The organism is Shimia sp. FJ5, assembly GCF_032918335.1.
GTDB classification, from domain to species: domain Bacteria; phylum Pseudomonadota; class Alphaproteobacteria; order Rhodobacterales; family Rhodobacteraceae; genus Shimia; species Shimia aestuarii_A.
Window position 1 is genome coordinate 963138 of record NZ_JAWJUV010000001.1, and the last position, 17733, is coordinate 980870.

At 63.4% G+C, this 17733-nt stretch carries 17 protein-coding genes; 7 read left to right on the forward strand and 10 right to left on the reverse strand.

The features are described 5' to 3' along the window. Window positions 1-12: 12 nt before the first annotated feature. Complete coding sequence (gene mfd, locus R1W01_RS04890; RefSeq protein WP_297756015.1) at window positions 13-3465, forward strand: transcription-repair coupling factor; 3453 nt, start codon at window positions 13-15, stop codon at window positions 3463-3465. A gap of 126 nt (window positions 3466-3591) precedes the next feature. Here the strand turns inward: mfd and R1W01_RS04895 are convergent, their stop codons facing one another. From R1W01_RS04895 to R1W01_RS04910, 4 genes are all read right to left on the reverse strand, one after another. After that, window positions 3592-4800: a multidrug effflux MFS transporter gene (locus R1W01_RS04895; protein WP_297756014.1), complete on the reverse strand. Its 1209-nt coding sequence runs from the start codon at window positions 4798-4800 to the stop codon at window positions 3592-3594. 68 nt (window positions 4801-4868) lie between these two features. Then, window positions 4869-5258, reverse strand: coding sequence for a potassium channel family protein (locus R1W01_RS04900; protein ID WP_297756013.1), 390 nt, complete (start codon window positions 5256-5258; stop codon window positions 4869-4871). Continuing rightward, the gene (locus R1W01_RS04905) at window positions 5255-5896 is read right to left on the reverse strand and encodes a DsbA family protein (protein WP_297756011.1); all 642 of its coding nucleotides are present in this window, start codon (window positions 5894-5896) and stop codon (window positions 5255-5257) included. Before R1W01_RS04905 ends, R1W01_RS04900 begins: the two co-directional genes overlap by 4 nt. Then, window positions 5893-7416 carry a class I adenylate-forming enzyme family protein gene (locus tag R1W01_RS04910; RefSeq protein WP_297756010.1) on the reverse strand — a complete coding sequence of 508 codons (1524 nt, stop codon included), beginning with the start codon at window positions 7414-7416 and terminating at the stop codon, window positions 5893-5895. The genes R1W01_RS04905 and R1W01_RS04910 overlap by 4 nt, the downstream gene beginning before the upstream one ends. A 65-nt stretch (window positions 7417-7481) precedes the next feature. Here R1W01_RS04910 and R1W01_RS04915 point away from each other — a divergent pair, with 65 nt between their 5' ends. Both R1W01_RS04915 and R1W01_RS04920 read left to right on the forward strand, forming a co-directional pair. After that, complete coding sequence (locus R1W01_RS04915; RefSeq protein ID WP_243613748.1) at window positions 7482-8105, forward strand: helix-turn-helix domain-containing protein; 624 nt, start codon at window positions 7482-7484, stop codon at window positions 8103-8105. A 96-nt stretch (window positions 8106-8201) separates the two neighbouring features. Continuing rightward, window positions 8202-8888, forward strand: coding sequence for a hypothetical protein (locus R1W01_RS04920; protein WP_297756009.1), 687 nt, complete (start codon window positions 8202-8204; stop codon window positions 8886-8888). A gap of 4 nt (window positions 8889-8892) precedes the next feature. On the opposite strand, the gene R1W01_RS04925 is transcribed toward R1W01_RS04920, so the two are convergent. Both R1W01_RS04925 and R1W01_RS04930 read right to left on the reverse strand, forming a co-directional pair. After that, a complete protein-coding gene (locus R1W01_RS04925; protein ID WP_297756008.1) occupies window positions 8893-9531 on the reverse strand; it encodes a DUF1638 domain-containing protein in 639 nt (212 codons plus the stop codon). Window positions 9532-9606: 75 nt separating this feature from the next. Beyond that, window positions 9607-10305 carry a corrinoid protein gene (locus R1W01_RS04930; RefSeq protein WP_243613745.1) on the reverse strand — a complete coding sequence of 233 codons (699 nt, stop codon included), beginning with the start codon at window positions 10303-10305 and terminating at the stop codon, window positions 9607-9609. Window positions 10306-10508: 203 nt separating this feature from the next. Between R1W01_RS04930 and R1W01_RS04935 the strand changes: the two genes are divergently transcribed. Next, the gene (locus tag R1W01_RS04935; RefSeq protein WP_297756007.1) at window positions 10509-11603 is read left to right on the forward strand and encodes a PA0069 family radical SAM protein; all 1095 of its coding nucleotides are present in this window, start codon (window positions 10509-10511) and stop codon (window positions 11601-11603) included. 7 nt (window positions 11604-11610) lie between these two features. Here R1W01_RS04935 and R1W01_RS04940 read toward each other — a convergent pair whose 3' ends face one another. From R1W01_RS04940 to R1W01_RS04955, 4 genes are all read right to left on the reverse strand, one after another. Continuing rightward, on the reverse strand, window positions 11611-11865 hold the full coding sequence (locus tag R1W01_RS04940) for a hypothetical protein (protein ID WP_243613743.1): 255 nt from the start codon (window positions 11863-11865) through the stop codon (window positions 11611-11613). Window positions 11866-12052: 187 nt separating this feature from the next. After that, entirely contained in the window at window positions 12053-13066 is a 1014-nt protein-coding gene (bmt, locus tag R1W01_RS04945; RefSeq protein WP_317275039.1) for a betaine--homocysteine S-methyltransferase, read from the reverse strand. Between the two features lie 34 nt (window positions 13067-13100). After that, window positions 13101-14984 carry a phosphatidylglycerol lysyltransferase domain-containing protein gene (locus R1W01_RS04950; RefSeq protein WP_297759175.1) on the reverse strand — a complete coding sequence of 628 codons (1884 nt, stop codon included), beginning with the start codon at window positions 14982-14984 and terminating at the stop codon, window positions 13101-13103. Between the two features lie 138 nt (window positions 14985-15122). Beyond that, on the reverse strand, window positions 15123-15437 hold the full coding sequence (locus R1W01_RS04955) for a DUF1476 domain-containing protein (protein ID WP_243612892.1): 315 nt from the start codon (window positions 15435-15437) through the stop codon (window positions 15123-15125). A 159-nt stretch (window positions 15438-15596) separates the two neighbouring features. Between R1W01_RS04955 and purC the strand changes: the two genes are divergently transcribed. The 3 genes from purC (at window position 15597) to R1W01_RS04970 (ending at window position 17732) form a co-directional block, all read left to right on the forward strand. Beyond that, window positions 15597-16361 (forward strand): phosphoribosylaminoimidazolesuccinocarboxamide synthase, encoded by a 765-nt coding sequence (purC, locus tag R1W01_RS04960; RefSeq protein ID WP_243612891.1) that lies wholly within the window; start codon window positions 15597-15599, stop codon window positions 16359-16361. 93 nt (window positions 16362-16454) lie between these two features. Further along, window positions 16455-16685: a phosphoribosylformylglycinamidine synthase subunit PurS gene (gene purS / locus R1W01_RS04965; protein ID WP_243612890.1), complete on the forward strand. Its 231-nt coding sequence runs from the start codon at window positions 16455-16457 to the stop codon at window positions 16683-16685. Between the two features lie 3 nt (window positions 16686-16688). Further along, window positions 16689-17732: an alcohol dehydrogenase catalytic domain-containing protein gene (locus R1W01_RS04970; protein WP_243612889.1), complete on the forward strand. Its 1044-nt coding sequence runs from the start codon at window positions 16689-16691 to the stop codon at window positions 17730-17732. Window position 17733 lies beyond the last annotated feature (1 nt).

The window sequence follows — 17733 nt, forward strand, 5'->3', positions numbered from 1 at the left end:
CAGGAACGCGCAATGACACAGCACATCACCGTCGGCGGCGCCCCCGAGGGGTTTGACGCCCGCCTGATCCTTGACGAGGTAGAGAAATCCGGCGGGCCGGTGCTTCACGTCGCGCGCGATGACAAGCGATTGGCGAGCCTGCGGGCGGCGCTGGCGTTCTTTCGTCCGGATATGCCGGTGGTGCATTTCCCGGGCTGGGATTGCCTTCCCTATGATCGGGTGTCGCCCAATGCCGATATCTCGGCGGCGCGGATGGCGACGCTGGCGGGGCTTGTTCACGGGATGCCGGAGAAGTTCATTCTCCTGACCACGCTCAACGCCGCGACCCAGAAGATCCCGGCGCGCGAGGTTCTGCGCGAGGCAGCGTTTACCGCGCGAGTGGGTTATCAGATCGACGAAGCGGCGCTTCGGGGGTTCCTTGTGCGTATGGGGTTCGTGCAGGCGCCGACCGTGATGGAGCCCGGGGACTATGCGATCCGGGGCGGCATCATCGACATCTTCCCGCCGGGCGAGGGCGGGCCTGTGCGGCTCGACCTGTTTGGTGATGTGCTTGACGGGGCGCGGCGGTTTGATCCGGCGACACAGCGGACGACGGAGAAGCTCGACCTCGTGGAGTTGGCACCTGTTTCGGAGGTGATCCTTGACGAGGCGGCGATCCGGCGGTTCCGGCAGAATTACCGGATCGAGTTTGGCGCGGCGGGCACCGATGATCCGCTCTATGAGGCGGTCAGCGCCGGGCGCAAGCATCAGGGCGTCGAACACTGGTTGCCGTTCTTCCATGAACGGCTCGAGACCCTGTTTGATTATGTGCCGAACGCGGTAATTTCCGTGGATGATCAAGTAGATGCAGCGCGTCTTGCGCGTTGGGAGATGGTCGAGGATCAGTATGAGACCCGCCGTCTTGCCCTAGCCCAGAAAGCGCGGCTCGATACGGTGTATAAGCCCGTGCCGCCCGAGCTTCTTTATATCGAAGACGATGCGTGGGAGTCGGCGGTTGCGGAGCGGCGGCTGTTGAAGTTCAAGCCGCTGCCGCAGGCCTCTGGTCCCGGCGCGATTGATGCCGGTGGGCGCATCGGGCGCAACTTCTCGCCCGAGCGGCAACAAGAAAACATAAGCCTTTTCAAAGCGCTGGCGGATCATATTCGAAAGAAGCTTCCCGAGGGGCCGGTGCTTGTCGCCTCCTATTCGGAAGGCGCGCGCGAGCGGCTTATGGGGCTGATCGAGGATGAGGGGCTTGCCGAGACGATTGCCGTCACGGATGCGACCCGCATTGGCAAGAGCGGGCTATACCTCGCGGTTTGGGCGTTGGAGCACGGATTTGAGACGCCGGGCCTCACAGTGATTTCCGAGCAAGACGTGCTTGGCGACCGTCTCATCCGGGCGCCGCGTAAGAAACGGCGGGCGGAGAATTTCCTTACGGAAGCGCAGAGCCTCGCGCCGGGCGACCTTGTGGTGCATGTGGACCACGGGATTGGCCGCTATCACGGGCTTGAGGTTATCACGGCGGCGGGCGCGGCACATGAATGTCTCAGCCTTGGATATGCAGAGAATTCAAAGCTCTACCTACCGGTTGAGAATATCGAACTGCTCTCGAAATATGGTCATGACGAAGGGCTTCTGGATCGGCTTGGCGGCGGCGCATGGCAGGCCAAGAAGGCCAAGCTCAAGGAACGTATCCGCGAGATGGCGGACCGGCTTATCCGGGTGGCGGCGGAGCGGGCGCTGCGCAAAGCGCCGGTCATGGAGCCGCAGCATCATGCCTGGGAAGAGTTTGCGGCGCGCTTCCCCTATACCGAGACCGATGACCAGCTGCGCGCCATTGAGGACGTGCTAACGGATCTTGGGTCGGGGACGCCGATGGATCGGCTTGTCTGTGGCGATGTGGGGTTCGGCAAAACCGAGGTGGCGATGCGCGCGGCGTTCATCGCGGCGATGGCGGGGATGCAGGTTGCGGTGATCGCCCCGACGACGCTTTTGGCGCGGCAACATGCCAAGGGGTTCAAAGAGCGTTTCCGTGGTTTTCCTTTGGAAGTCAGGGCCTTGTCGCGCTTTGTTTCGGCAAAAGAAGCCGAGAAGACGCGCGAAGGGATTTCCCGCGGGACGGTCGATATTGTCATTGGCACGCACGCTCTCCTCGCGAAGTCGATCAAGTTTCAGAACCTTGGCCTGCTCATCATCGACGAGGAACAGCATTTCGGCGTCGCGCATAAAGAGCGGCTCAAGCAGATGCGCTCGGACGTGCATGTGTTGACGCTGACGGCGACGCCGATCCCGCGGACCTTGCAACTTTCGCTTTCTGGCGTGCGCGATCTGTCGATCATTGGCACGCCGCCCGTCGACCGCCTTGCCATTCGCACCTATGTCAGCGAGTTCGACGCGGTCACCATACGCGAGGCCCTGTTAAGGGAGCATTACCGGGGCGGGCAGAGTTTCTATGTCGTGCCGCGGATCAGCGATCTGCCTGATATCGAAGCGTTTTTGCGCGATCATGTGCCGGAGGTCAGTTTCGTCGTGGCGCATGGGCAGATGGCGGCGGGCGAGTTGGATGACCGCATGAACGCCTTTTATGATGGCAAATATGACGTGCTTCTGGCGACGACGATCGTTGAATCCGGCCTCGATATTCCGACGGCGAACACGATGGTTGTGCATCGCGCGGATATGTTTGGCCTGTCGCAGCTCTATCAAATCCGGGGGCGGGTGGGCCGCTCGAAAACGCGGGCCTATGCCTATCTGACGACGAAACCGCGCGCGAAACTGACCCCTGCGGCGGAGAAACGGCTTCGGGTGCTTGGCTCTCTCGACACGCTTGGGGCCGGATTTACCCTTGCATCTCAAGACCTTGATATTCGCGGGGCGGGCAACCTCCTTGGCGAGGAACAATCGGGTCAGATGCGCGATGTGGGCTATGAGCTTTACCAGTCGATGCTTGAAGAAGCGATTGCCAAGATCAAGGCGGGCGAGATGGAGGGGCTCACGGAAGCGGATGATCAATGGGCGCCGCAGATCAACCTTGGTGTGCCTGTCCTGATCCCCGAGGCCTATGTGCCGGATCTCGATGTGCGCCTTGGGCTCTATCGTCGCCTGAGCGGGCTGCATAGCAAGGTCGAGTTGGAAGGCTTTGCCGCGGAACTGATCGACCGGTTCGGAAAATTGCCGAAGGAAGTCAATACCTTGCTCCTTATCGTGCGGATCAAGGACATGTGCAAACGCGCCGGGATTTCCAAGCTCGACGGTGGGCCGAAAGGCGCGACGATCCAGTTCCACAACGACAAGTTTGCCTCGCCTCAGGGGCTCGTGGAGTTCATCCAGAACCAAAAGGGGCTGGCCAAGGTCAAGGACAACAAGATCGTGGTGCGGCGGGACTGGAAGAAGGACAGCGACAAGATCAAGGGCGCCTTTGCGATTGCCCGTGATCTGGCGGAAAAACTCGTCGCAGAGAAGACGAAAGCCAAGAAAAATTAACGGCAATACCGACGTCGGTATAACGTCGGTATTGCATCTGTATTGCGTCTGTCGGGATGGGTTAACGCACCGTTCTGGTTAACGCAGGCGGGCAAGCGGTTTGGGCCCCGCGCAAGCGCGCGTGGCTCAGGTGCCGTGCTCTTCGGCGCGGCGCAGCCAGAGGATGACGGAGAACCCCGCGATGGAAAAGGCACAGACCCCCATGGCCAGCGGCAGGGGGGTGCCGTTGAAGGCGAGGCCGATCGGCACCGCGAGCGCCGCGCCGCAGACCGTCGCGATGGCGCCCATCACGGAGGCGGCAGTGCCGGCCATATGGCCGAGCGGCTCCATCGCCATGGCGTTGAGATTGCCGAGCGAGAGGCCGACCTGAAAGAAGATCGAGGTTTTCCAGACGAGGAACACGGCAAAGAGCAACGTGCCGACGGGGAGGGTCATGTCGGCAAGGATCATCATGGACGACAAGAGCACCTGTGCGCCGAGGGCGAAGGTCACGATATAGCGCATGCCGAGCCGCATCACGACGCGGGCGTTGATGAAGCCTGCCGAGCCGGACAGGAGCGCGATAGCGCCGAACCAATAGGGAAACTCGTCGCCGCGTCCGAAGGTGATGTCGTAGATCTGCTGGACCGAGGAGATGGTCGCGAAGAGGACGGCGAAGCTAAAGCACTGGATAATGACCGAGGCACGCACCACGGGCAGGCGCATCATCTCGATGAGGCCCGACCACAGAAGCGCGAGGCGCAGGGGGCGGCGGTCTTCGCGGGCGAGCGGTTCGGGCAGGCGCAACCCGAGCCAGAGGATCGAGATCATCGAGAAGATGATGAAGGCGAAGAAGATGCCGCGCCAGCTACTGAGCGCGATGATGCCGGCGCCGAGCGTCGGGGCGATGGCGGGGACGAGGGTAAAGACCATCATCACGAAGGAGACGATCTTGGCCATTTCGCGGCCCGCGAACAGGTCGCGGATGATGGCGAGGGTGACGACACGGGGACCGGCGGCGCCGATGCCTTGGAAAAGCCGCGCGGCGAGGACCAGTTCGAGACTATCGCTCTGCCAGCCGAGGAAGGCACAGACGGAATAGAGGAGCGCCCCTGCGATCAGCACGGGCTTGCGTCCGAAGGCGTCGGCCAGCGGGCCTGCGAAGAGCGTGCCGATGCCCATCCCGAGCACAAAGCTCGTGATGATGAGCTGAGCGCGGTTGAGGTTGTCGGGGCTGAGCTCGCGGCCGATCTCGGGCAGGGCAGGAAGCATCGCGTCGATGGAAAACGCGATGGTGGCGAACATCATGGCGCAGAGCGCGATGAATTCGGTGCGGGAGATCGGAAGCTGGGACATGCGCGGAGACTCGGAAAACACCGGGAGACGGATCGCCCGGCACGTGGAAAGAGGAAAAGCGGGTTGCCCTAGCGGTTGGCGGCGGGCGGATGCTGGTCGGGGCCGGGCTCGGTATCGGCGTTGTCGGCATGCGGCTCTGCCGGGGCCTTGTGATGGCCGAGCCGGGCGATGAGCCATTCGGAGTGGGCGGCCTGACGTTCGGCGGAAAGCTTGCCGAATTGTTGGATCACATAGGCGAAGATGCCAAGCCCGAAAAAGATAAAGACCGTGGTGCCGATCTTGCCGAGCACCGTCGCGGGGACGAGCGAGCCATAGCCGACAGTTGAGAGCGTGATGACGGAGAAGAAATAGGAGTCGATCCAGCTCCAGCCTTCCACGAAATGGAAGAACACCGTGCCCGCGCCGATCATGGGCGCGATCAGAAGGAGGAGTTGGAACAGGCGTTCTCCGGGCGTCATTCTGCGGCCTGTTGCTCTTTCAATTCGCCGATCACCTTGAGCCAGAGATCGGTGGGCTGCGCACCGGGGACGGCGTGCTGGTTGGCGACGATGAAGGTCGGGACCGAGGACACGCCCATCTCGCGGCTATGGGCATCGCGGCGGCGGATCAGGTCCACGTCCTCATCGGTTTGCAGGAGGCGCGCGGTCACCGCCCCGTCGAGGCCTGCGCTATCGGCGATGTCGCAGAGCACTTCGGCGTCGCCAATGTCGCGGCCCTGTTCGAAATAGGCGGCAAAGAGGGCATCCACGACGGCGCCCTGTTTGTCCTCGATCCCGGCCCAGTGGATCAGGCGGTGGGCGTCGAGCGTGTTGGGCGTGCGGGCGATGGCCGCGAGGTCCATCTCGATGCCTTCCTGGCGGGCATGGGCGTCGATCTCGGCATAGGTTTTGACGGCGTTTTCCTTGCCGCCGAATTTCGCCTCGAGATAGGTGCGCCGGTCCATGCCTTCGCGCGGCATGTCGGGGTTGAGTTGGAACGGGTGCCATTCGATGGCGAAGGGATGATCCTTGACCTCGGCCAGCGCCTTTTCGAGGCGGATCTTGCCGATGTAGCACCAGGGGCAGATCGGATCGGAGAGGATGTCGAGTTTGATCATGAATTGGCCTTGAAGGTTTCGCGCAGGGTGCGGCGGCTGAGTTTGCCGTTGGGGTTCGTGGGCAGCGTCTCCATGTGACGGAAAAGCCGCGGTTGTTTGTAGCGCGCGAGGCGCTCGGCGGCAAATGCCGCCAGATCGGTTTCGTCGAGGGCGGCGGGGCCGGTGTAGAAGGCGGCGATGATGCGGGTGTCGGCTTTGATCTCCACATCGGTGACGGCGACGGTCTCGATACCGGGGTGGCGCGAGAGCACGGATTCAACCTCGAGCGGAGAGACGCGGAAGCCGCCGGCGTTCATCATGTCATCGTTGCGGCCGGCGTAAGAGATATAGAAATCCTCGGCCATGGTGCCGCGGTCGCCGGTCAGGAACCAATCATCGACAAAGCGCGCGGCGGTGTCCTCGGGGGCGTTGAAATAGCCGAGCATGAGGCCGGGATCGCGGCGCGAGACGGCGATGACGCCTTCTTCGCCGATCGGCACGGGGGTGCCGTCCTCGTCGAGGATCGCGATGCGGCGGCCGTCTTGGGGGCGGCCAAGCGTGTGCGGGTGGGCCGGGGCGGAGGGGCTTGCCGAGATGAAAGTCGAGCATTCCGACATGCCGTAGGCCTCATAAAGGGCGGTGCCCGTGGCCTCGAACCAATCCTCGCGGGTGGTCTCCGACAGTTTTTCCCCGGCGGTCAGCCCGTGGCGCAGGTCGGGGAGGTGAATGTCGGGGTGATCGGAGAGGATCTTGCGATAGACGCCCGGGGCGGCGGCGAAAATCGTCGCCTTGTGTGCTGCGAGCAGCCCCGGAAGCGCGTCGAAGGCCACGCCTTTGGCAGGGATCAGGGCGGTGGCGCCGACGGACCACGGGTCCATCAGGCCGGTGCCGAGGGTAAAGGTCCAGTTGAAGGCGCCCGCGTGCATCAGGCGGTCTTCTTCGTGCAGCCCGTACCAGCCCTCGTGCATCATGCGGCGGGCCCAGATGGCGCGGTGGGCATGGCAGACGGCACGGGGGCTACCGGAGGTGCCGGAGGTATAGATGATATAGCCGAGGCGGTCGGGGTCGCCCATGTCATAGGCGCAGGGCGGCAGGGCGCGCATCGCGTCAAGCGCGGCGGTGTCGATCTGCGGCGTGTCCGGCGTGTCGGGGCAGGCGATCTCGGGGTCGCGCAGGATCGCGCCGGGGGACAATTCGGCCACCATCTTGGCGACTTCCGGCGCGGTCAGTTGCGAGGAGGTCGGCACTGGGACGAGACCGGCGGCAATCGCGCCGAGATAGGCGATGGGGAATTCTACATTATTTCCGAGGCGCATCAGCACGATGTCGCCCGGTTTCAGACCCGCCTGCAATAGCCCCGTGCCAGTGCCGCGCACGGCGGCTTCCATGGCGCGGTAGCTCCATGTGTCGGCCCCATCCATGCCCATCACGATCAGCGCGGGTTTGTCAGCAAGCCGTTCGGCATGGGCCAGCACATGGGCGGCCATGTTGAATGAGGTGGGGGCGGGGGCGGATGCGCCTTGGTCGAAGAGGGACTGCATGGCGTCTTGGTAGGCCCGCAGGGATGCGGTTGCAAGGGGGGGCGGTGGCGCTATAAGTGCTGTCCATGACAGACAGAGACCCCAAGAGCCTTATCCGTGTGGCACGCGAAAGCGGGCAGCAGGAGTTGGCCGAGCCGCTTGACCTCGGGCAGCGCGTGCGCGAGTTGCGCAAAGAGCGCAATTGGACGCTCGAACATGCGGCGCGCGAGGCGGGGCTTGCGCGGTCGACGCTTTCGAAGATCGAGAACGGGCAGATGTCGCCGACCTATGAGGCGCTGAAGAAGCTGGCTGTGGGGCTTGATATCTCTGTGCCACAACTCTTTACGCCGCCGCGCAAGGCGCAGGTCAACGGGCGCATGTCGGTGGTCAAGACCGGTGAGGGCGTGCAGCAGACGACAACGACCTATGAGCACGAGCTTCTGGCCGAGACGCTCACCAAGAAATCCATGCTGCCTTATCGTGCGCGGGTGCGGGCGCGGTCGATGGAGGATTTCGACGGCTGGGTGCGCCATGATGGCGAGGAATTTCTCTATGTGCTGACCGGGGTTGTGCGGCTTTTCACCGAGTTCTACGAGCCGGTGGAAATGCGCCGCGGCGACAGCGCCTATTACGATGCCTCGATGGGCCATAACGTGGTGTCGGTCTCGGACGAGGATGCGACGATCCTCTGGGTGACGTCGCTGGTCTGACAGGCGCAGTTTTTGCACAATTTTAAGTAGAGATCGGTCGTTTTCGTTGTAGTCTCTCGGAAGGATTTGAACGCAAGTTCTTGGAAGGGAAACGCAATGGAACGTATTTTGATCGTTGTGCTTGGTATCGCCTTGGGCGGGCTTGGTTTCTATGTCTATGATTTGAAACAGAATGATATGGACGTGGGATTTGTCGCCACGGTCCAGAAGCCGACGCTCAAGAGCGTGTTACAGGTTGCCGAGAACCGGTCGGCCAATTCCGTCATCGTCGTGAAGGAGGGGCTTGGGACCTCGAACAATGCCGTGTTCCTGATGCAGTGGATCTATAAGAGCCATGTCGGGATTGATTTCACCGGGTTCGATTGGGACGCGATTGACGGCGTTGGCGAGCCTTATTCGCCGGATGGCACACATCTGTCGGGGACGCTCCCGGCCCTGAAGGTGCTTGGTGTGGGTGAGGTGATTTCCGAGACCGACAAGGCTGTCAGCAAGATCGCTTTGTATGACGAGGAAAAGAACATGCGTCCCGTCGCGAAGGCGCGGCAGGACGAGGTCAACGCCTGCACGCGCGATCTTCTTCTTTACGATGCCGAAGTGATTGATCACGCGAAGGCGGCGGTGGAAGAGCTTCTCTCTGTGGGCGCGCCAACGGATGCGAACGGCGTGCCGCAGATCACCTTTGACCTGACCTTCAAGAACGAAGCGGCATTGCGGACGGAGATCGCGAACCGTGCGGGCAAGGATATCGTCTGCGGCGGTGCAGTCTATATGGACGCGGATTGACGCCTCAAACGTCTCGGAGCGCGGTTTCCAGATCGCCGTAGCCGGTAAAGCGGCGCTCGAAGTCCAGGCCGAGGCGGTCGGCGCAGGCGCGGGCCTTTTCGGTTAGCGCGGCATCGTCGGTCTGGGCCTGGTAGACGAGCTTGCGGTAGTGGGCGAAATACATGTCGCGCAGCTCGGGGTGGCGGTCGAGGCCCATGGGTTTCCACACGAAGGCGTCGAACTGGCGGACGAGGAAATCCGTGAGGTAGAAGGCGTCGAACTCGTCCTCGGCAATCTCGGCAAAGCGGTCGAGACCTTCGAAGAAGGCATAGCAATGCGGGCCGCGGATCATCTCGACGCCCATCTCTTCGCAGGCGGCCTGTAGCGTGCCGCCAGTGCCGCAATCGGCATAGGCGACGAAGATCGACTCATAGGTGTTGCAATGCTCGGCCACGGCGGCGCGCACAGCGTCTGTGATGCGTTCGGGATGATTGTGGAGGATCGCGGGCAGGCAGGTCAGGGCGATATGATCCCAGCCATTGGCGTCGCGCAGGGCGATGATCTCGCGGGCCAACGCACCGCAGGCGATCACCAGAACGGAGGCGGCCCCTGTGTCGAGGTCGAGCCCTTCACGGGTCAGGGTTTCGTCCGATGGCGCTTTCATCGCGTCCTCCTGAAACGAAACAGGCCCGCCCGCGCATGAGCGGACGGGCCTGTCGCCTTGACCGGGGATGCCGGATCAGGCGTTCATCTGGTTGTGTTTGCGGCCGACCCAATCCTTGGCGGTTTCCACAGCCACGGCGGCGTCGCGGCAATAGGCGTCTGCGCCAATGGCCTTGCCGAATTCCTCGTTGAGCGGCGCGCCGCCCACGAGAACGATATAGTCATCGCGCTTGCCTTGTTCCACCAGCGTGTCGATCACCACCTTCATGTAGGGCATGGTGGTGGTCAGCAGGGCGGACATGCCGAGGATGTCGGGCTCTTCTGCGGCGAGCGCCTCGAGATATTCCTCGACCGGCGTGTTGATGCCGATGTCGACGACCTCAAAGCCAGCGCCTTCCATCATCATCGCCACAAGGTTCTTGCCGATGTCGTGGATGTCGCCTTTGACGGTGCCGATGACCATCTTACCAACGCGCGGCGCGCCGGTTTCGGCGAGAAGCGGCTTCAGGATGGCCATGCCACCTTTCATCGCGTTCGCGGCCAGAAGCACTTCGGGCACGAACAAGATGCCGTCACGGAAGTCTGCGCCGACGATGGTCATGCCGCCCACGAGCGCCTCGGTCAGCACCTTGTAGGGTGCCCAACCGCGTTCGATCAGGATGTTCACGCCCTCTTCGATCTCTTCCTTGAGACCGTCGTAGAGGTCGTCGAACATCTGTTGGACAAGTTCTTCATCGTCGAGTTCGGACAGGATGATGTCTTCTTCTTCGGACATGGGCGTTCCTCTTTTCGCCGGCCCCCGCCGGTATGTAACTTATGCAGAGATGCAAATTTTGACGGAATCGGACTGTCATAATTGCGACATGGCTCATGCTGAGACCGACTTATAGCGACAAAATGGCGGGTGCTGTGTGAAATGTCCTCATGGACATGGTGAGGTTGCTTGCAAATGTTCTCTTTTTGTTCCAAATTTGAGGCATGCAAGACTGGACAGGACACAGCCCCGCCCCAATCGGGACGGAAAGGCGACGTGGGCGCGGCGCGGTGAGCAATCGCAGCGGCCGGTTTGAACCTTCGCGCGAGGAAAGCTGGGACGGATGGGACATTCCCGAAGTCCGGGCGGCGTTTCGCACCGATCTCCGGCTAGAGGCGGCGCGCAGCATCCTGACGCGCAACACATCGCCAGATGTCCCCTTTGATCGGTCGGTGAACCCTTATCGCGGCTGTGAGCATGGCTGTGTCTATTGTTTTGCGCGGCCTTCGCATGCGTGGCTTGGCCTGTCGCCGGGGCTCGATTTCGAGACCCGCCTTATCGGGCGGCCCAATGCGGCAGAGATCCTGCGCAAGACCTTGAGCCGGAAGGGATACACCGTCGCGCCGATTGCCATCGGCACCAATACAGACGCCTATCAGCCGGTGGAGCGCGATCAGGGAATCATGCGCGCCTGTCTCGAGGTGTTGCGCGATTTTCGCCACCCGGTTGCCATCGTCACCAAGGGGAGCCTGATTGAGCGCGATATCGACATCCTTGCGCCGATGGCGGCAGAGGGGCTTGTGCATGTGGGGGTGTCGGTGACGACGCTTGATGCGGGGATCGCGCGGGCGATGGAGCCGCGGGTGCCTGCGCCCGCGCGCCGGCTTGCGACGATCCGGGCCTTGGCAGAGGCGGGAATTCCGGTGCGTGTCATGATGGCGCCGATTGTGCCGGGGTTGACCGATACGGAGATCGAGGCGGTGTTTGCCGCCGGACGAGAGGCCGGGGCGCGGGCGGCAAGTTGGATCATGTTGCGCCTGCCGCGCGAGGTTGCGGGGCTTTGGGAAGAGTGGCTTGTCGAGGCGTTTCCGGATCGTGCGGCGCGGATCATGGCAAGGGTGCGCGAAATGCATGGCGGCAAGGCTTATGACGCTGCTTTCGGCAAACGCATGCGGGGCGAAGGGCCATATGCCGAGATGATCGCCGCGCGGGCGCGGCTTGCCATGCAGAAAGAAGGCCTTGCCGAACGCCTTCCGACGCTCGCCTGTGACCGGTTCGAGGTGCCGCTTGGCACACTAGAACAACCAGCGTTGTTCTAGGCGGCGTCTAAAGCGCGGCGCGCTCGCGGTGGACGCAGCGGGCCTTTTCGATCGCCATGGCGGCAAGGCTTTCGTCATCCACGCAGGCGGCGATCTTTGTGTCATAGGCCTCGCGGGCCTTTTCAAGCGCGGTGCGTTCGTTGGGCAGCACCTCGAATGCGTATTCAAGCGGCGCATCGGGGGCAAGGATGCCTTCGGCGCGCAGCTTGTGTTCGGCCAGTTCGCGGGCGGCGGGGGTCATCTTGTCAAAAAGGATACTCATGTCTTTCTCCCTCTCGGTGTCAAAGGCGGGGCCAGCATCGGTGCCAGCCCCCGTGCAAGCAGATATGTTTACTTTGGGTCAGCCGAGGGATGGGGCCGTGATCTAGGTCAAATTGCGACCATTTGGCCCGACGAAAAAGGCCGGTCCCCTTTGGAACCGGCCACTTCATGTACATTTTCTGGGCGCTTTAGCCGCGACGGCGGCGGCTCCGGCGGGCGGGCGCGGCGGCGTCGTCGCCCGTGCCGTCGCTGGCCGAGGAGAACGGGCCGAGCGCGGCGGTGATCTGGTCGAGCGTCGGGCGCGGGCCGCGCGGGCGGGTTTCCAGCGCTTCTTTCATCGAGGCGAGGTGTTCCGGCATGGTGCCGCAGCAGCCGCCGATGATCGTCGCGCCGCAATCGCGCGCCATGACAGCGTAATCGCCCATGAGCGCGGGCGTGCCGTCATAGTGGATATGGCCATCGACATATTTCGGGATGCCGGCGTTGCCCTTGGCGATGATCGGGCGTTCGACACCTTGGGCGGCAAAACCGAGCACGGTGCGCAGCAGGTCGGAAGCGCCGGTGCCGCAGTTGGCCCCATAGGCGAGCGGCGGGTTGGGCAGGCTCTCGACAAGCTGCACCATGTCCTGACTGGTGACGCCCATCATGGTGCGTCCGGCAGTGTCAAAGCTCATGGTGCCGCACCAGGGCATATCGGCAAGCGCGAAGGCCTCGGCGGCGGCGCGGTATTCCTCGGGGGCCGAGATGGTTTCGAGCCAGAGCACATCGGCGCCGCCTTCCTTGAGGCCCTCGGCCTGTTCGTGGAACATCTCGACGGCGGCGGCATGAGACAGCGCGCCGACGGGTTCCATGATCTCGCCAGTGGGGCCGACAGAGCCGGCGACGATGACGGGACGCCCCGCCGCATCGGCCACTTCGCGGCCCAGTTCGGCCGAGATGCGCGAGAGTTCGCGGGCGCGGTGGCCGGCATTGTGGAGCTTGAGGCGGGAGGCGTTGCCGCCAAAGGAGTTGGTCAGAAACAGGTCGGAGCCGTTGTCGACGGCAAAGCTGTAGAGTTTCTTGATGCGGTCGGGATGGGTCTCATTCCAGAATTCCGGGGCGTCACCGGATTCAAGGCCCATGTTGAAGAGATTGGTGCCGGTGGCGCCATCGGCCATGATCCAGTCGCGGGTTGCCAGCATCTTGCTCAGTGCGTCGCTCATCGGAGTCTCCACTCAATTGTCGCGCGCAGGAATGTCACGAGACACCCACGGGAGCAATGGGTTTTTCCTCATGTTGATTATGAAGCGGTGGGGCGCCGGGCGTCGGCGCGGCGCGGATGGTGCGGGCGAGATCGCAAGCGGCAAGGGCGAGGTGGGCCCCTGTCGGGGCGGCCATGTAGAGCGGCTGCCAACGGGGGGCAAAGCAGGTCTTGAACTGACGCAGGCCCGTGCCGCCGGAGGCCCGATCGACAAGGCGGCGCAAGCGGGTCTCGATGGGGCGCGCGAAAGGGGCTTTTGCAGGCACGGCAGCGAGCGAGAGACAGGGCACGTCCGCGGCGCGCGCGGCAAGGATTGCGGCGTGGACAAGGGCGTGCATGGTGCCATCCGGGGCGTCGGCGCGCGCGCGCATGAGGTCTAGGCACCATTCGTGACCGGCGCGATGAAGCGAGATAAAGCCAAGCAGCGTCTTGCCCTGCCAAGCAAGGAAAACGATTTGATGGCGGAGATAGGTCGGATCAAAGCGGCCCATGGAGAACCCGCGCGCGGGGCCGTGCGTAGCGTCCCACGCGGCGGCGACCGCGGTCATCGCCCGTATCGGGAGCGGCCCGCCCTGAACGATCACAAGACCGGCGGCCTCGGCATGGCGGAGTTTGCGGCGCAACTGGCGATGGGTCGGGCCTTGCAGGTCATGGCGCGCGGTGTCGATCACGGCCTCATCGGCGACATGAAGCACGGCCCAGCCAACGCGGCGGGCATGGGCGGCGTGGCGCGCGGTGATCTTGTAGGCGCAGGCGATGCGGTTCTGCGCTCGCGCTTTGCGCTGAAGGGGCGCAGCGAGTTGGCCAATGTGGGCGTGACAGGGATCGAACAGCGCGACAAGGGTCTGTCCTGAGGCGACAAGACCACAGGTTCCGCGCCCAACCTCGACCATGGCGCCGCCGTTCTGGCGCAAAACGCCAAGTTCCGCCCGCGCGCTTGGTGTCGGGCGGGGGGGGGTAAGTGGGGCGTCGGGGGCCGCATCGGGGCGGCGGAAAAGAAGCGCCGCCGCGATTAGGGCCGGACAGGCGTAGTACAGGATGCGAAAGGCGAGGATCGCGGCGATCAGGTCGGCCTCGGGTGTCGCAGGCAGGAGCGCCAAGAGCGCGAGTTCGAACGGGCCGACGCCGCCGGGCGTGCCGGACAGGATCGCCGCACCGAGGGCGAGCAGGAAGGCCGGGAAGAAGGCGGCAAAGGAAAGCGCGACCTCCGCCGGTAGAAGGCAATGGAGGGCAAACGCGGCGAGGCCGGTATCGAGGCAGCAGAACAGCCAGAGCGCCCAGAGCGCAGGCAGGCTTGGCAACGTCAGGCGGTGACGTCCGATCCAAAGCGTCGGGGCGAAGAAGGCGGTTCCGACAAGCGCCAGAGCCGCCACGAGGATCAGAACAGCCACCCCGGCGGGCAATGGCGCGGTGGGGACGGCGAGGCGGACAAGTGCGATCGTGACGAGAAGCGCGGCAAGGAAGCTCAGCGCGACAAAAAGCGACAGGCGCGCGGCCAGCGGCAGCGACAATCCCGGCACCATGCGCCAACGCACCAAGGCACCCACCACGACGCCCGCGCCAAGGGTTTGGCCCAAGGCGATGGCGCTGGCCCCGGCGAGCGCGGCGCGGGGGGCCGGGCAATGGGTCGCGAAATGGCGATGCGCGATGACATCGTAGCGCGCCACAGCAAGAAAGCTCAGCCCCGTGGCAAGCGCGGCAAGACCCCATTGGTCCAGTGTGACCCCGCCAAAAGCCCGGCGCAGTGCGGCCAGATCGAGCCCTTCGAGGCGGGCCGACAGCAGCGCGGCACAGGCGAGCAGAAGGCCCGCACTCAGAAAGGGGCGCAGCAGTTTGCGCAGGGCTGGGCGCGCGATGGCGCGTGTCTGATCTCGATGCAATGGATTCTCCCCGGTGACTCCCAGAAAGGAGGCTAGGGGAGAGCCATGAAGCGCCACTTAACGCATCAATTTGTCACGAAAAAACGCGCCCCAAGCGAAGGAGCGCGTTTCTAGAAGGTGGGGTGGTGTGAGAGAGGCTCAGACCTCTTTCATCACCTGGTCCTTGGCGACGAGCAGCAGCTCTTCGCGCTTGGCGCGGATGGTGTCGGCGTCGGCCTTGCCCTCAAGGTCGCCCGCAACCTTGCGCACCACGTCTTCATGGCCGGCTTCTTCGAAATCCGCGATGATCACGTCGCGGGCATAGGTTTCGGCCTCTTCACCCGATTTGCCGAGCATTTCGGCAGCCCAGAGGCCAAGCAGCTTGTTGCAGCGTGCTTCTGCCTTGAATTTCATCTCTTCGTCATGGGCATATTTGTTTTCGAAGGCGTTTTCACGGTCGTCAAAGGTGCTCATCCGCATCAATCCCTTTGCAAATGTTGGCGTTGCGTCCTTCTTGCACAGGTCTGTGTATCGCTGCAAGAGGTTGGCTGTGCTTGCGACAATGACAGCCATGGATTAAGAGGGCGCTGACAAGTGGGGAGTCGGCCCCGCAGCAACAGAAAGCGATCCCAGATGGCGCGTGGCAAGAAGATTTACGAGGGCAAGGCCAAGGTTCTTTTCGAGGGGCCGGAGCCGGGTACGATCATTCAGTACTTCAAGGATGACGCCACCGCGTTCAACGCGGAAAAGAAGGACGTGATCGACGGCAAGGGTGCGCTCAACAACCGCCTGAGCGAGTATTTCATGACCGGTCTCAACCAGATCGGTGTACCGACCCACTTCCTCAAGCGCCTCAACATGCGCGAACAGCTTGTGCGTTCCTGCGAGATCATCCCGCTTGAGGTGATCGTGCGCAATTTCGCCGCCGGGTCGCTTTCCAAGCGCCTCGGGATCGAGGAGGGCACGCAACTGCCGCGCCCGATCGTCGAATATTGCTACAAGGATGATGCGCTTGGCGATCCGCTGGTCTCGGAAGAGCATATCGCGGCCTTTGGCTGGGCCAGTCAGCAGGACATGGACGACATTCTCGGCCTCGCCCTGCGCGTCAATGACTATATGTCGGGCGTGATGTATGGCGTCGGCATCAAGCTCATCGACTTTAAGATCGAGATTGGCCGCATCTATGAGGGCGATTTTCAACGCCTCGTGGTGGCCGATGAGATCAGCCCCGACAGCTGCCGGCTTTGGGACATGGAGACGGGCCGTAAGCTCGACAAGGACGTGTTCCGCCGCGATCTTGGCAATCTGACCGATGCCTATGCAGAAGTGGCGCGGCGCCTTGGCGTGATGCCGAAAGGCACCGGCGGCAGCGGATCGAAGCCGACGCTCGTCAACTAAGCCCGTACGCCCGAGGTTCGGGCGGGGGATTTTGAGTATTATTGCCAAGATGAAGCCGGGGCTTCGGGATTGGCCAGACCGGAGAGAAGACAGATGAAAGCGCGTGTCTATGTGATGCTGAAAAACGGGGTTCTCGATCCGCAGGGCGAAGCGGTGCGTCACGCGCTTGGTTCGCTCGGCTTTGACGGGGTCGAAGGGGTGCGCCAGGGCAAGGTGATCGAGCTGGACCTGGCCGAGGGCACCACCGAGGCGACCGTGACCGAGATGTGCGAAAAGCTCCTCGCGAATACGGTGATCGAAAGCTACAAGATCGAGCTTGGCTAAGCCATGCGCGCGGCCCATCTCACAGGGTTCCGAGCCCCTCTCGAGGTGACCACATTGCCGGACCCGACGCCGATGGCGGGGGGTGTTGTGCTGCGCGTGTTGGCCTGTGGCGTGTGCCGGTCGGACTGGCATAGCTGGACGGGCGCGGACCCGGATGTGCGGCTGCCGATGGTGCCGGGGCATGAATATTGCGGCGAGGTTGTCGCGGTGGGTGCGGGTGTGACGCGGTGGGCCGTGGGCGACCGGGTCATTGCGCCGTTCATCCTTGCCTGTGGGCAATGCCCGGATTGCGCGGCGGGGCATCAGACGATCTGTGCCGATCAGGTCCTGCCGGGCTTTACCTGCGATGGGGCGTTCGCGGAATATGTCGCGGTGGCCCATGCGGATGCGAACCTGACCGCGCTGCCCGAGACGATGGCGCCGGAAATCGCAGCCGCCTTGGGATGCCGTGTCACCACGGCGTGGCAGGCGCTTGTCGGGCGGGCCGAGTTGAAGCCGGGCGAATGGCTGGCCGTGATCGGCGGCGGCGGTGTCGGGATTTCGGCGTTGATGCTGGGCCGGGCGCTTGGCGCGCGGGTCGTGGTGGTTGATGTGGTCGAGGACAAGCTGACGTATGCGCGCGAGATGGGCGCGGATGCGGTTGTCAACGCCGCGACGGGCGATGCGGCCGAGGCGATCCGCGAGATCACCGGCGGCGGGGCGCATGTGGCCGTCGAGGCGCTTGGCGTCGAAGCGACGACGAAAACCGCGATGCGCAGCTTGCGCAAGCTTGGCCGGATGGTGCAGATCGGCATGCCTGCGGGCGATCATGCCAGTATGACCCTGCCGATGGATGTGCTTTATTCCGGGCAGCTTAACGTGATGGGGACGCGTGGCATGCCAAGTTGGCGCTATCCATCGCTTCTTAACCTTCTGTCCGGGGGACATGTGGACCTTGCGCCGCTTGTGACCCGCCGGATTGCCCTTTCACAGGCGAGCGATGAGCTTGCCGCGTTTGACCGCCCCGCGCCTCCGGGCGTGGCGGTGATCACTGATTTCGAGACCTAGG

Coding starts and splice junctions, on each gene's coding strand:
- purC (WP_243612891.1), top strand. CDS start 15,597: ATGGCGCGTGGCAAGAAGATTTACGAGGGCAAGGCCAAGGTTCTTTTC.
- R1W01_RS04900 (WP_297756013.1), bottom strand. CDS start 5,258: ATGACGCCCGGAGAACGCCTGTTCCAACTCCTCCTTCTGATCGCGCCC.
- mfd (WP_297756015.1), top strand. CDS start 13: ATGACACAGCACATCACCGTCGGCGGCGCCCCCGAGGGGTTTGACGCC.
- R1W01_RS04920 (WP_297756009.1), top strand. CDS start 8,202: ATGGAACGTATTTTGATCGTTGTGCTTGGTATCGCCTTGGGCGGGCTT.
- bmt (WP_317275039.1), bottom strand. CDS start 13,066: ATGAGCGACGCACTGAGCAAGATGCTGGCAACCCGCGACTGGATCATG.
- R1W01_RS04915 (WP_243613748.1), top strand. CDS start 7,482: ATGACAGACAGAGACCCCAAGAGCCTTATCCGTGTGGCACGCGAAAGC.
- R1W01_RS04895 (WP_297756014.1), bottom strand. CDS start 4,800: ATGTCCCAGCTTCCGATCTCCCGCACCGAATTCATCGCGCTCTGCGCC.
- R1W01_RS04955 (WP_243612892.1), bottom strand. CDS start 15,437: ATGAGCACCTTTGACGACCGTGAAAACGCCTTCGAAAACAAATATGCC.
- R1W01_RS04930 (WP_243613745.1), bottom strand. CDS start 10,305: ATGTCCGAAGAAGAAGACATCATCCTGTCCGAACTCGACGATGAAGAA.
- R1W01_RS04935 (WP_297756007.1), top strand. CDS start 10,509: ATGCAAGACTGGACAGGACACAGCCCCGCCCCAATCGGGACGGAAAGG.
- R1W01_RS04905 (WP_297756011.1), bottom strand. CDS start 5,896: ATGATCAAACTCGACATCCTCTCCGATCCGATCTGCCCCTGGTGCTAC.
- R1W01_RS04925 (WP_297756008.1), bottom strand. CDS start 9,531: ATGAAAGCGCCATCGGACGAAACCCTGACCCGTGAAGGGCTCGACCTC.
- R1W01_RS04940 (WP_243613743.1), bottom strand. CDS start 11,865: ATGAGTATCCTTTTTGACAAGATGACCCCCGCCGCCCGCGAACTGGCC.
- R1W01_RS04910 (WP_297756010.1), bottom strand. CDS start 7,416: ATGCAGTCCCTCTTCGACCAAGGCGCATCCGCCCCCGCCCCCACCTCA.
- R1W01_RS04970 (WP_243612889.1), top strand. CDS start 16,689: ATGCGCGCGGCCCATCTCACAGGGTTCCGAGCCCCTCTCGAGGTGACC.
- purS (WP_243612890.1), top strand. CDS start 16,455: ATGAAAGCGCGTGTCTATGTGATGCTGAAAAACGGGGTTCTCGATCCG.